Genomic DNA, 13,565 nt, shown 5'->3' on the forward strand with positions numbered 1-13,565 from the left:
ACGGTGTACCGTGCGGCAGCGCCGGCAGCCAGTTCGGAGGATGACCTCCCCGTGGATCTCACGACGGCGTCTGGCGCGATGCTCACCTACCGGCCGATTGACGCAGATGTGACTCGATGGCCTCGATGATGCGCGGACGGAGTTCGGCTGCGCGGATGACGGCGTCGACGGAGCCGACCTCGACAGCGCGCTGGATGTTGTGCACGCGGTCGAACTCCGTGGCCACCTCGCCGAGCTTCTCCGCGCGGACCGACGAGCGGAGCTCGTCCAGTTCTGCGGTCAACGCGGCGCGGTCGGCGCCGGAGGCGGCCGCAGCGCGGGCCTCCAGGTCCCGCAGGCGCGGGTCGGCCGCGGTGCGGGCGTCAACGTCGCCGGAGAACACCACCGCGGCGGCGGGAGCGCCGCCGAGCACCGAGGCGAATGAGCCTTCCAGCGCCAACACGGTCATGTTGGGGTTCAGCGCCTTCGAGAACACCACGAACGCGCCGCCGTGGTAGCGCGAGATCACGCAGAACACGAGGGGCCCGCGGAAGTTCACGATCGCGCGGCCGATCTCGGCGCCGTACTCCAGTTGCAGCTTGCGCATCGACTCGGGCGAGCCGTCGAAGCCTGACAGGTTCGCCAGCACCACCAGCGGTCGGTTGCCGCTGGCCGCGTTGATCGCCCGCGCGGCCTTCTTCGACGACCGCGGGAACAGCGTGCCCGCGGTGTAGGTGTCCGGGCCGTCGGTGGGCGGGAAGCCGCGCCGCGGCACCGCCCGTGACTCGATGCCGAGCAGGCACACCGGGATGCCGCCGAGGTGCACGTCCTGCACCACCGCGGTCTCCGCGTCGGCCATCCCCGCCCAGCGTTCCAGCACCGGGTGGTCCTGGTCGGAGAGCGCCCGCATCACGGTCCGGATGTCGAACGGCTTCTTGCGGTCCGGGTTGGCCGCGGCGGAGAAGATCTCGCCGACGGTGCTGAAGTCGCTGCCGGCCACGGCATGCGGGAAGGCGGAAATGTCGCGGTCGGTGGGGTCGCTGGTGGTCGCCCGCCGCGGCGCGTCCTCGCCGGGTGCGACGTACGTGTGGTCGTAGTGCGACATCAGCACGTCCCGCGCGGCGGCCAGGTTCGGCGCCCAGTACTGCGCCTGCCCGTTCGGGCCCATCACCCGGTCGTAGCCGCCGATGCCGAAGTTGTCCTCGGCCGACACGCCACCGGAGAAGTCGAGCGACTGCTTGCCGGTGAGCACCATCGCCGAGTCCGGCGTCATCACCAGGACGCCCTTGGTGTGCATGAGCATCGTCGCCTCGGCGTTCCAGTACGGCTGCGCGCCGACGTTGATGCCCGCGACGACGATGTTGATCTCACCACCGCCCTGGGTGAATTCGACGATCCGCTTGAGCGCCGCGGCCACCCAGTCCATGTTCTCCGTGCCCGACGTCATGGAGATCCGAGCGCCGGCGGACAGCGCGTACCACTCCAGCGGCACCTGCATCCGCTCGGCCAGGTCCAGCGCGGCGATCACGCGGCGGCACTCCGGCTCCGACAGGGCACCCAGCGACTTCGTCGGGTCGCCGAGCAGCACGACCCGGGTGACGCCCTGCGGGTGCCGCGGGGCCGGCGTGGTGACCACGCCGGCGACGATCGCCGCGGTGTTGCGCCCCTTGGGCCGGTGGACCGGCACCAGGGCGTGGTCGTCGTCGAGGTCGTGCTCGACGAAGTCGCCGAGCAGACCGGTCAGCTCGTACGGGTACACCGTGTTGCGGCTGCTCGCACGCAGCACCTTCAGCCGGTAGTCGTCGAGCGGCTCGACCGGCTCGACCGGCGGCTCGCCGACGGTCAGCTCGGCCCCGCCGGTGGCGTTGAAGGAGATCCGTACTGCGATCTTGGTCAGCTCGCCGGTCTTGCGGTCGCGCTGCCGCGCGATGAACAGGATCTCCTCGAGTCCGGCGCCCACGGTCGTCGGGCGCACGCGCCCGGCGATCATCTCCATCTCCTCGCGGGTGAGGTCGCTCGGCGGCCAGACGTAGACCACGATCCGGTTGGTGTTGAAGCGCGTCTTCGACGGTCGCCGCGACTGCGCTCGGCGGATCGAGTCGAGGCACGCGGCGATGATGTCCTCGGTCGTCGGCAGCGCGACCAGCCGCCCGTCGTGCTCGCGCAGCTCGGTCAGGTCGCGCACCTGCGCGAACGCGACGAGGCGCTCGTCCGACGGGTTCTCCCGCGCCACGCACTCGAAGAGGTAGACCTCCTCGTCCGACGACGGCAGCCGGGTCAGGTCGAACTTGCGCAGCCGCTCCAGCTGCATCCGCTGCGCGATGTACGGGTGCAGGCCGCGGATCAGCCGCTCCTCGGTCATCTCGGTGCTCGACGGGCGGAACGTGAAGTGGTGGTGCATCACCGCGCCGCCGCGACCCGCGACGGTGGTGGTGAGCCTGCGGACCTGGTGCGGCAGCGGGTGCGTGTTGATGACCTTGTACAGCGCGGCCGCCATCGCGTCAAAGTCCTCCGGCTGGTCCTCCCACGCGAGGTAGATGTCGGCGTCGATGGCGCCCTCGCCGCTCGCTAGCTCCGCGAGCCCGCGCAGCGCGTTGCCAAGCGCGTCGAAGCTCACCGCGGCGGAGACCACGTTCGAGTCCGCGCGCGCGGCGACCACGAACGTGCAGCCCGCGACCTCGCGGGTGCGGACGCTGGTGAGCCCCTTGTTGCCGTAGTACCGCCGGGTCAGCACCTCCAGCATGACCGTGTTGTCGAGGTGGTCGCGCACGAGCCGCTGGCCGAGCATCCGCACCAACGGCTCGGTACTGCGCACCATCTCCGCGATGCGCTCGGCGCGGTCCGGCGCGTCCGGGTGCGCGTCCAGGTGGCGCAGGTGCGTGCGGACCTCGGCGTAGACGCGGGCGCGGTTGCGACGCAGCAGCGGCTGGGCGAACCAGGCGAACACCACGCCGCGGGCGAGGTCGGCGACCACCGGGAAGCGGACCTGCGTCGCGGCCACCAGCCGCTCCAGCGCGAGGCCGGCGGGCTCGCGCAGCGTCTCGTCCGGCGGCGGCTCCCGTAGCCACGCGCGCAGCAGCGTCGCAACGACCGTGGCGTCGGCGGACGCGCGTTGCTGGGCGAGGAAGATCCGGAACACCGCGGCTTCGAGCTCGGGGGAGCGCTCCAGGTCGGCGACACCGTAGTGCCGGAGCGCCTTGGCGAGCTTGGCCTGGAACGAACTCGGCAGTCCGGCCCGCTCGACGTCGAGGCTCTGCAAGTAGGTGTGGAAGTACTCGCGGGCGCTGTGCACATGGGTGTCGCCGCCGCCGTCGTCGCCCGTGGGCCGGTTGCGGCTCAGCTCGGCGAGGTCGGCGAACACGTTGACAAGTTCGAGCTCCTCGGCCAGCGGCCGGTGGCCATCTTCGGTGGCCGCCCGCCGCGCGGCGAGGTAGCCGTCGAGCACCCGGCGGTCGTCGTGCGGGTCGACGTCGAAACCGAGCAGGAGGCCGCGCAGGTCCTCCTGGCCGCGGGCGGCCCGATTCCGCGCCGGGATCTCCACGGGCGCGCCGGGCAGGTCCAGCTCGACGGAACCGGCGGCTGGGGCGTCCGCGGCCTCTTCGGTCTCGTCGGCGAGCGGCTCCAGCCGCAGCAGCGGCGCGCCGGCCTCCACCTGGCTGCCCACGGAGACGGCGCATTCCTTCAGTCGCGCCTTGAACGGCGCCCGCAGCACCGTCTCCATCTTCATGGCCTCCAGCACCAGCACCGGCGTGCCCGCCTCGACCTCGGCGCCTACCTCCAGCGGCGTGGCGACGACCAGCGCGGGCATGGGCGAACGGACGACGCCGCCCTCGTCGCGGCTGACCCGGTGCGTCACGCCGTCCACCTCGACCAGGTGGATCGGCCCGTACGTGCCGGTGAGCAGGCGGTACCGGCCGCCGTTGACGACGATCTGCCCGGTGTGCCGGTCGAAACGGTCCAGCTCGACGTCGGCCGTCCGGACGCCGCCGCCCGCTTCGATGCCGACGCGGAACCGGTGCGCGCCGATCCGCGCCACGCGCATGCGGTAGCCGACGCCACGCAGCTTGAGGTCCAGCGGTCGGCCACTCTTGTGCTGTACCTGCGGGCGACCGCCGAACGCCGTCGACAGCAGTCGCTGCCGCTCGACGCGTTCCTCCTCCTCGTACGCCTCGATGGCGGCGGCCGCCAGCGCGACGGCGGAGTGCCGGTGCGCGACGAGCCTGCCCCCACCGCGGACGCGGTCGATCCAGCCGGTGTCCGCGCTGGCGTCGATCACCTCGGGCTGGTCGAGCAGGTCGAGCACGAAGCTCTTGTTCGTCGCGCCGCCCTCGATGATCACCGTGGTGTTCGCCATCGCCCGGCGCAACCTGCCGAGCGCCTCGTCGCGGTCGCGACCGTAGGCGATGATCTTCGCGATCATCGAGTCGAAGTCGGCGGGGATGGTGTCACCCTCGCTGACGCCGGTGTCCACCCGGATGCCGGGTCCGGCGGGCAGGTCCAGCCGCGCGATGCGGCCCGGGGAAGGCGCGAAGTCGCGGTCGGGGTCCTCGGCGTTCAGCCGGGCCTCGATGGCGTGCCCGCGCTCCACCGGCGGCTCGCCTTCGAGCCGCCCGCCCGAGGCCACGTGCAGCTGCGCCTTGACCAGGTCGAACCCGGTGGTGGACTCGGTGATCGGGTGCTCGACCTGCAGGCGGGTGTTGACCTCGAGGAACGCGAACAGCCGGTCGCCAGGGTGGTAGAGGAACTCGACGGTCGCCGCGCCGCAGTAACCGACGGCGACGGCCAGCCGTTCGGCCGACGCCTTGAGCTCGGCGGCCTGCGCCGGGCTGAGCACCGGCGACGCCGACTCCTCGATGACCTTCTGGTTGCGCCGCTGCACCGAGCAGTCGCGGACACCGAGCGCCCAAGCGGTGCCCTGGCCGTCGGCGATCACCTGGACCTCGACGTGCCGGGCACCGGTGACCAGGCGCTCCAGGAACACGACGCCGCTGCCGAACGCCCGCGCGGCCTCCTGGCTGGTGCGCTCGTACGCGTCGGCGAGCTCGGCCTCGTTCGTGATCACGCGGATGCCGCGCCCGCCCCCGCCCGCGGTCGCCTTCAGCATCAGCGGGTAGCCGATCTCGGCCGCCGCCGCCAGGGCGGCGTCCAGGGTCTCGACCGCGCCGCGGCTCCACGGCGCGACCGGCACGCCGACCTCCTCGGCGATCAGCTTCGCGCCGATCTTGTCACCGAGCTTGCGCATGGCCTCCGCGCTCGGCCCGACGAAGGTGACCCCGACCTTCTCGCACAGCTCCGCGAACGCCGGGTCCTCGGCGACGAAGCCCCAGCCGACCCATGCGGCGTCGGCCCCGGTCTCCACCAACGCGCGCTCCAGCGCCTTCAGGTTCAGGTACGGGCGCGCGGACGCAGGACCGAGGTCGTAGGCGATGTCCGCCTCGCGCACGAACGTGGCGGTGCGGTCGACGTCGGTGTGCAGGGCGACGGTCTCGATCCGGGACCCGGTCTCCGCGGCCAGTTCCCGGACCGCGTGGATGAGCCGCATCGCGGCCTCACCACGGTTGACGATGGCGACACGGCTGAACACCCGACCGACCCCTCCGGTAGACCCATGACGTACGCGCCGCGAGACCCCGGCCTCCGGCAGCGATCACCTTTCCGCCTGCCGGCTGGCTGCGCCATGTCGTAACCACCGAACCCTGCGCGGCGCCATTTGTAGGAACCAAACAAAACTTTTTGGCCCTCCCTCCCGAGAGCGGACTCGATGCGGAGGCCCTCTTGCCGGCTGGCCCGCTGAGCGGGCAGGTCACGGCAGAGACCCGGGCTGCGGGTGCGGAACGCGCCGACCAGCTCGGCTACCGACTCGACGGGGTGGCGCGGGAGCTGCGTCGGGGGCGCCAACACCTCGACGCTGGTCGGCCTGCTCATCGGCGAACTGGCCAACCCGTTCTACTCCGCCTGGCGGGTGGCCTCGAACGCAAACTGCGCATGCACGGTCTGCAACTGGTCATCGCGAGTACCGACGAGGACCCCGACTGGGAACACTGACGTGCGCCACCCGGCATCCGGCCAGGGCGGCGGGCCGCCGGCCGTCGGCGGGGGCAACGCCCACGCGAACCGGTTGCGTCACCTTGAGCGACGCCGGTTCCCTGCCGGGGAACCGGCGTCGCGCCATCCTGCTCCCCGAGCCCGGTGCGGCAGCGGCCGATCCGCGGACGCGCGCCGGTCGCGACGAGGTTCCGCGCGACGTCGCGGCCGCAATGTCATTGGCGTTCCCACCCGATCGGCCTATGGTGTGGCGCATGTTCCCGGCCCGGCAGCTGGTCGCCACCGCCGTTCCCACGGCGGTGCCGGCTGCTGCCCGCGACCAGCGGTCCGCGGTCGCCGCCATCCGCCCGGTGGACGCGCGGAAGGCCGCGCCCATCCACGGCCTGCCCAGCCCGGTTCCCGCCGGCCGTGGCCCGCCGGGAAACCACCCCCCCCGCGAGTACGGCCACCAGGGCGAAGCCATCCGGCTTCGGCCCTTTTTCTTTTCCCGGGAAGGAACCGCAGATGAGTACCGACCTTCGAGGCACCCTCGACCCGCGATGGCGCGCCCGGCTGCGCGCCACCCTGAGCACCGAGTTCGAGGCGCAGACCGTGCGGCTGACCGAACTCACCGCGGACACCGGCGACCCCGGCGAGGCGCACACCCGTGCCGCGCTGATCGCCGCCACCCGACAGAGCCTGGCGCAGATCGGTGACGCGCTACGGCGCATGGCCGACGGTGGCTACGGGACTTGCGAGCGGTGCGCGGCGCCGATCCAGGCGGAACGCCTGGAGGCGGTGCCGCACGCTCGGTTCTGTGTGCCGTGTCAGCAGAAGCACGGCTGACCCGACCTCGTGACGCCGGACCGATCCGTCGGTCCGGCGCCAGGTCGGATGGCTCCGCGGTGACCATGCAGGGTCAACGGCCCTGGAGGGCCTTGACGTTGTCGCCGAAGGTCCAGCCCTTCGACCCGTCCCAGTTGATCGACCAGGTCATCAGGCCCTTCAGGCCGCCCTGGTACGTGTTCCAGGCCTGGGCCACGGAGGACGGCGCCAGGTACCCGCCGCCGGCCCCGGACTGGGCGGGCAGTCCGGGGACCTGCCGGTCGTACGGGACGCGGATGGTGGTGCCCTGCACGACCAGGCCGGCGTTGAGGCAGTTGGTCTGCGCGACGAACCCCTGGACGGTGCCGGCGGCGTACGAGTCCCCGGAGCCGCCGTACATGCTGCCGTCGTAGTACTGCATGTTCAGCCACCAGAGCCGGCCGTTGTCGACGTACCGCTTGATCGGCAGGTAGGCGCCCCAGATGGACCCGTAGGTGACGCTGCCGCCGGTGACGTACGCGGTCTCCGGCGCCATGGTGAGCCCGAAGCCGGCGGGCATCTGGGCGAGCACCCCGTCGATGATGCGGACCAGGTTGGCCTGCGAGGTGGAGAGCCGGGTGATGTCGCCGCTGCCGGTGAGCCCGGTCTCGATGTCGATGTCGATGCCGTCGAAGTTGTACCTCTTGAGGATCGGCACCACCGTGGCGACGAACCGGTCGGCGACCGCGGCGGACCTGAGGTCGATGCCGGCGGTCGCGCCGCCGATCGACAGCAGGACGGTCAGGCCGGCGGCCTTGGCCTGGCACATCTCAGCCGCGGTGGGCACCTTGACGCCGGCGTCCATGCCGTCCTCCCAGAGCGCCGTGCCGCCCGAGCGGATCACCGGGAAGGCGGCGGTGACCAGTCGGTCCCTCCGGCCCGCCCCCCCGGCGCCCTCGGCCACCTCCGAAGGCCCGTGGTGATCGGCGCCCTCGAATCGAATGCCGCACATTTCTGGACCAGGCCTGTCACGATTGGCGCCCGACTGGACATGGGGTGAACGTGAGCTCCGGGACTGAGCACGAGGACCGCTTTCGACGCGTCTACGCCGGCGATTTCGAGCCGCTGCTGGCGTACGCGCTGCGGCGCGTTGAGCACTCCGAGGACGCGGCCGACGTCGTCGCTGAGACCTTCCTTGTGGCCTGGCGCCGCAGACACGAGATGCCGGTCGAGGCCGAAGCCCGGCTGTGGCTGTACGGCGTCGCTCGACGCGTGCTCGCCAACCACCATCGCGGCGGCGTACGCCGGCAGCGGCTGGGTGAGCGGCTACGGCAACGGATCACGGCTGCGATCGCCGCCGACCCGGGCAGTGAGGTGCCCGAACGGCTCGCCGTTCAGGCCGCGCTCGCCCGTCTCGGCGAGCTGGACAGGGAGGTGCTGATGCTCACCATCTGGGAGGGCTTGGAGCCGCGCGAGGCGGCCGCGGTCCTTCAGGTGAGCCCGGCCGTGGTCCGTACCCGCCTTTCGCGCGCGCGAGCCAGGCTGCGCGATCTCGTCGGTGACGACCCCGGCCCACCCGGACATGTACTTGACGTCCTGACCGCACCCGCTCCGAAGGAGGGCAGATGACCGAGGAGCACCTCGACCGGATGGTCCGAGACGCCGACCCCTACCGACCCGATGTCATCGGGCACCTCGACGGGGCGAAGCAGTCCCTCCTGGAGGAGATCATGTCCGAGCCGACGCTCGATCGCGTCGTCGAACCACCGCAACCGCGCTCCCGGGCGGGCCGCGGCATGGTTCGCCGCTTCGCCGGCGCGCTGACCGCGGCCGCCGTTCTCACCGGCGTCCTCGCCGTCTCCACCATCCGTCGCGAGCATCCGGATGACCGCCAGGCCGCGCCCACAGACACTCCCAGTGCAGGCGCCCCCATCGTCTACTCGCCGGTGGCGATGAAGGCCGCCGAGGAGAACCCGCGGCTGCTGATCGACCAGTCGGGTTGGAAGGTGACCACCGTCTACGGGTTCGCCAAGCAGCAGGGCACCATCGCGTTCAGCAACGGCGGGCGGCAGTTGGAGATGAACTGGTACCCGGCTGGCCAGTACGACGGCTACCACACCGACCGGCTCCACGTCAGCGCCCCGGAATCGGTGAAGGTTGACAGCTGGCCGGGTGATCTGTTCCGCTACAGCGCCGACGACTTCGCCGTCATGCTTCGCCCACGCGACGGTGTCTTCGTCGAACTCCGTGCCGGAGGCTGGACCCGGGACGAGTTCGATCGAGTTCTCGCCGACGTCGTTCGCGTCGATGTGCGCACCTGGCTGGCCGCGCTTCCGGCGGAGATCGTCACGCCGGCGCGGGTGGACGCCGAGGCGGCCAAGGTGCTCGCCGACGTGCCGCTTCCACCGAACTTCGACGCCGCTGCGCTCGATGACCTGGGCACCAACGACTCCTACCAGTTCGGCGCCCAGGTAACTTCCCGTGTCGGCTGCGCATGGATCGCCGAATGGCTACGCGCGAAGCGGGCCGGCGACGACGCCGCACTCGAGCGGGCCAGCGACGCGTTGCGCAGCAGCCACAAATGGCGGGTGCTGCACCAGATGACCGACCAAGGCGCCTGGCCGGAGGTGTTCTGGGAGATCGCCGACAAGGTCGCCGCCGGACACCCGCCGGCCGGGTACGCCCAAGGGTTGGGCTGCGACTGACTGTCCTGACCATGACGCCTACCCAGGCATCGCCGGCACTCACGCAGCGTGAGTGCCGGCGTCGCCCCCCGGTCCAGCCCGACATCGGGCCGTGATCCCCAAGTGGCGCCGGTTCTCACGAACATCCGCAGGCATGGGGGCGCCGGCAAGCCGCCCTCGCGCCCGCCGTCTGACGAATTCCACGGCCGCGACGCCCAGCACGACGACGGTGGCGACGAGGCCCAGGACCAGGTTCGGCAGGTGCAGGGCGGCCGGCACCAGGGCGGCAGCGGCGTGAGCCCAGACCGACAGGGATGTCGTGGTCCCCGTCGTGCCACTGATCTGCTGGCCCGCACTGTGCCGGCCCACCTCGGTCCGGGGCTCGCCCGCGCCGGAGGACGCGGACGCCGGCCGACCGGACGCCGGGTGGGCGTCCGGTCAGCCGGCGTCGATCGGCTCCGCTTCCGGGTGGGACCGGTGGGAACGGGCCGACGAGGTCCGGGCTGCGGCGGTCAGCCGGCCACGGACTGGTTGTAGTCCTTGATCGGGCCGGCCAGCGCCTGCTGCTGCTGCTCGAGCGCCGCCCGCGGGTCGGTACCGCTGAGCACCGCCGCCTGCATGGCCTGCTCCGCGGCCTTGCGGGCCTGCGGCATCGCGCCGAGCAGGCAGCCCTGGGTCGCCTTGCTCAGCGGGGTGTTCTGCAGCTGCGTGATGGCGGTCTGGAACTGGGGCCGCTGGGCCACCCACTGCTTGTCCACGTCGGTCTCCAGGGCGCCCTTGCTGATCGGGAAGTACCCGGTCGAGGTGTGCCAGGTGGCCTGCGAGTCCTTGTCGGACAGGAACTTCACGAACTCCCACGCGGCGCGCTTGTGCGCGTCGTCCTTGCCCTTGCCGACCACCCACAGCGAGGCGCCGCCGATGATCGGGCCGCCCGTGTGGCCGGCGTTGATCTTCGGGTAGTTGCCGGTGGCCAGCTCGAACTTGCCCTCCGTGCTCTTGAGGAAGCCGCTCAGCGAGCCGGTCGACTCCAGCGTCATCGCCACCGTGCCGGCGGTGAACGCGTTGTCCGCGGTGGTGGTGTTGCTGTCCAGCTTGGGGGCCAGGCCCTCGTCCACCATCTTCTTCCACCAGGCCAGCAGCTTGACGTGGTCGTCGGTGGCCAGCTGGACGGTGGTGCCCCGGCCGTCACGGCCGTTGCCCTGGTCGCAGTACTCCTGGTTGCCGGCGGCGGTCCACTGCTCCAGGAACCAGCCGTAGAGCGCGGCGCCGAAGCCGTACTGGGTGACCCGGCCGCTGGCGTCCTTGACGGTCAGCTTGCGGGCCGCCTCGGTGATCTCGTCGAGGGTCTTCGGCGGGTTCGTCGGGTCGAGGCCGGCCTTGGTGAACGCCGTCTTGTTCAGGTACAGCAGCGGCATCGAGGTGTTGAACGGCATCGAGTAGAGCTTGTTGTCGACCGAGTAGTAGCCCGCGATGTTCGGCTGGATGTCCGACGTGTCGGTCTTGTCGACGTCCACGAACGACTGCACCGGCACCGTCGACTTCGAGTCGATCATGAACCGGGTGCCGATGTCGTAGACCTGCACCACGTCCGGCGCCTGGCCGCTGTTGAGCGCCGCCTTGTACGCCGACAGGGTGTCGTCGTACGTGTTCTTGAACTGAAGGTTGACCTTGACCCGACCCTTGTTCTTCGCGTTGAACTGGTCGGTGAGCTGCTGGAGCGCCTCGCCGTTCTTGCCGCTCATCGCGTGCCAGAAGTCGATCGACACCTCGCCCTTGCCGTCCAGGGCGCTGGCCGCCGGCGCGTCCGCGCCGCCGGTCGCGTCGCTGGTGTTCGCCGTGGCCGAGCCACAGGCCGCGGCGGTGGCCGTGAGGGCGGCGAGCGAGAGCCCGACCGCCACCCGGCGCAGAGTGGTACGCACTGGTTCCTCCTACTACTGGGGTGTGGTTACTTGACCGCGCCGGCCGTGAAGCCCCGGACGAGCCAGCGCTGGCCGAAGACGACCAGCAGCAGCGTCGGCACCAGCGTGATGGTGATGCCGGCCAGGAGCACGGCGGGACTGCCGCCCTCGTTGTCCTTGAGGGCGAAGACCGCGGTCTGCAGGGTGTTCAGGGAGTTGTTGCTGGACGAGATGATCAAGGGCCAGAAGTACATGTTCCAGCCCTGCAGGAACGACCAGACGGCGATGCCGATCAGCGCCGGCCGGGTGGCGGGCAACAGGATGGTGACGAGGAACCGCAGGTGGCCGCAGCCGTCGATGACGGCGGCCTCGCGCAACTCCCGGGGGAACTGGGCGAACGCCTGGCGCAGCATGAACACGCCGAAGCCGGTGGCCAGGAAGGGCAGGATCAGGCTGAGCCGGTTGTCGTTGATGCCCAGCGACCGGATGAACAGCGCGTTCGGCACCACGATCGACTCGTACGGCACCATGATCGTGGCCAGGAACAGCCAGAAGATCGGCCGGCGCAACGGGCTGCGCAGGAAGACCAGGGCGTACGCGGCCAGGCACGAGGTGACCAGGTGCCCGAGCATCACGCTCACCCCGACGAAGAGCGAGTTGACGAAGGCCGGGGCGAGCGGCACCACCGGCTGCCGCCACGCGGCCCGGTAGTTCTCCAGCGTCCAGTGCCCGCTGAAGAGTTGCGGCGGCTGGTGCAGCAGCGCGCTCGACGGCAGGAAGCCGCCGATCACGGTGAGCAGCACCGGGAAGAGCAGCACCACCGCGGCGACGCCGAGCCAGAGGTAGGTCAGGACGGTCGGTACCGGACCGGGCCGGTTCACGCTCCTGCTCACCGGTAGTGCACCCGCCTCTCCAGGACGCCGAACTGCAGCACGGCGATCAGGACGCCGATCACCAGCAGCACCAGCCCCTGCGCGCTGGCCAGCCCGAAGTTGCTGTTGTTGTTGTGGAACGCGTTGTCGAAGATCGAATAGACCAGCGTGCGGGTGTGTCCGTTCGGCCCGCCGTCGGTCATGATCTGCACCTGGCCGAGCGCCTGGAGCGCGGCCAGCGTGGTGGTCACCACGGCGAAGAACAGGCTCGGCGAGATCATCGGCAGCACGATGCTGACGAACTGCCGGGGGCCGGTGGCCCCGTCCATCCGGGCCGCCTCCAGCACCTCCTCGTCGATCCCGGCCAGGCCGGCGGCGAGCACCAGCAGGTTGAAGCCGGAGACCATCCAGACCGTCACCCCGACCACCGTGGCCATCGCCCAGCCCGGCTCGGTGGTCCAGTTCGGCGCGGGAACGCCGACCAGGCCCAGCGCCCAGTTCACCGGGGAGACGCCGGGGTTCAGCATGATCAGCCAGACCACGCTGGCCGCCGAGACCGAGTAGGCGAACGGGAGGGCGAAGGCGGTCCGGAAGATCCGCATGCCGGGCAGTCGCTGGGTCATCGGCGCGGCCAGGGCGAGCGGCAGCAGCACGCCGGGCACCACGACCAGGACGGTGAAGACCAGGGTCTGCCAGAGCAGCGTGCCGAAGGCCGGCGTGAGCAGCTCGTGAAAGTGCTGCAGTCCGACCGATCGGGTCGGGTTGCCGAGGATGTCGTTGCCCCGGGTGGCCAGGTACACCGCCTGGAACAGCGGAAAGATCACGAAGACGCCCAAACCGGCCAGGCCGGGGAGGACGAAGAGCAGGCCGAGTGCGGCCTCCCGGGCTCGCACCGGGTTGGCGCCGCGCCGGGTCCGGCCGGGCGGCCGGTCGGCGGACGCGTCGGCGAACGGCCCGCCCGCCAGCAGAGTTGGAGCTGTCACATCGGGGAACCTTGTACCGCTTACGCGTCCGACCGGGGTTGTCCCGTGGTCGATCAGGTGGCTGATGGCTGTCGCGGCAATGACGTTGCGCTACGCAGTGTCACTCCCACGCTGGGCTTCATCGACGATGACGCTGCCGGCCGCGCTGCGGACCCCGCCTTCAGTAACGACTCGTGTCGACGTCGTGGCGTTGAGGGCCACCCCGGACGTGACGAAGTCAGTGACCGCCCGGGTGAAGCTCTCGGTCTCCCCCAGGTGGCCGACGTGGCCGCTGCCGGGCAGCACGACCAACGTCGAGCCGGCTCATCGACACTCTGGGGC

The 13,565-nt window shown here is 71.1% G+C and carries 8 protein-coding genes; 3 read left to right on the forward strand and 5 right to left on the reverse strand.

Annotation, left to right across the window (positions count from 1 at the left end; translation table 11 throughout):
- Positions 1-82: 82 nt before the first annotated feature.
- Entirely contained in the window at positions 83-5,563 is a 5,481-nt protein-coding gene (locus OG799_RS09140) for a carboxyl transferase domain-containing protein (RefSeq protein ID WP_406044607.1), read from the reverse strand.
- 965 nt (positions 5,564-6,528) lie between these two features.
- Here OG799_RS09140 and OG799_RS09145 point away from each other — a divergent pair.
- Positions 6,529-6,849, forward strand: coding sequence for a TraR/DksA family transcriptional regulator (locus OG799_RS09145; protein ID WP_406044608.1), 321 nt, complete (start codon positions 6,529-6,531; stop codon positions 6,847-6,849).
- A gap of 73 nt (positions 6,850-6,922) precedes the next feature.
- On the opposite strand, the gene OG799_RS09150 is transcribed toward OG799_RS09145, so the two are convergent.
- A complete protein-coding gene (locus tag OG799_RS09150) occupies positions 6,923-7,819 on the reverse strand; it encodes a glycosyl hydrolase family 18 protein (protein WP_406044609.1) in 897 nt (298 codons plus the stop codon).
- A gap of 50 nt (positions 7,820-7,869) precedes the next feature.
- Here OG799_RS09150 and OG799_RS09155 point away from each other — a divergent pair, with 50 nt between their 5' ends.
- Entirely contained in the window at positions 7,870-8,436 is a 567-nt protein-coding gene (locus OG799_RS09155) for an RNA polymerase sigma factor (protein ID WP_406044610.1), read from the forward strand.
- Complete coding sequence (locus OG799_RS09160; RefSeq protein WP_406044611.1) at positions 8,433-9,512, forward strand: hypothetical protein; 1,080 nt, start codon at positions 8,433-8,435, stop codon at positions 9,510-9,512. Before OG799_RS09155 ends, OG799_RS09160 begins: the two co-directional genes overlap by 4 nt.
- Before the next feature lie 491 nt (positions 9,513-10,003).
- On the opposite strand, the gene OG799_RS09165 is transcribed toward OG799_RS09160, so the two are convergent.
- The 3 genes from OG799_RS09165 to OG799_RS09175 are packed head-to-tail and all read right to left on the reverse strand — an operon-like array spanning position 10,004 to position 13,244.
- The gene (locus OG799_RS09165; protein ID WP_406044612.1) at positions 10,004-11,410 is read right to left on the reverse strand and encodes an ABC transporter substrate-binding protein; all 1,407 of its coding nucleotides are present in this window, start codon (positions 11,408-11,410) and stop codon (positions 10,004-10,006) included.
- Positions 11,411-11,436: 26 nt separating this feature from the next.
- The gene (locus OG799_RS09170) at positions 11,437-12,282 is read right to left on the reverse strand and encodes a carbohydrate ABC transporter permease (RefSeq protein ID WP_406044613.1); all 846 of its coding nucleotides are present in this window, start codon (positions 12,280-12,282) and stop codon (positions 11,437-11,439) included.
- A complete protein-coding gene (locus OG799_RS09175) occupies positions 12,279-13,244 on the reverse strand; it encodes a carbohydrate ABC transporter permease (protein ID WP_406044614.1) in 966 nt (321 codons plus the stop codon). Before OG799_RS09175 ends, OG799_RS09170 begins: the two co-directional genes overlap by 4 nt.
- Positions 13,245-13,565 lie beyond the last annotated feature (321 nt).

It is taken from the genome of Micromonospora sp. NBC_00898 (genome assembly GCF_045207895.1).
In the GTDB taxonomy this organism is placed as follows: domain Bacteria; phylum Actinomycetota; class Actinomycetes; order Mycobacteriales; family Micromonosporaceae; genus Micromonospora.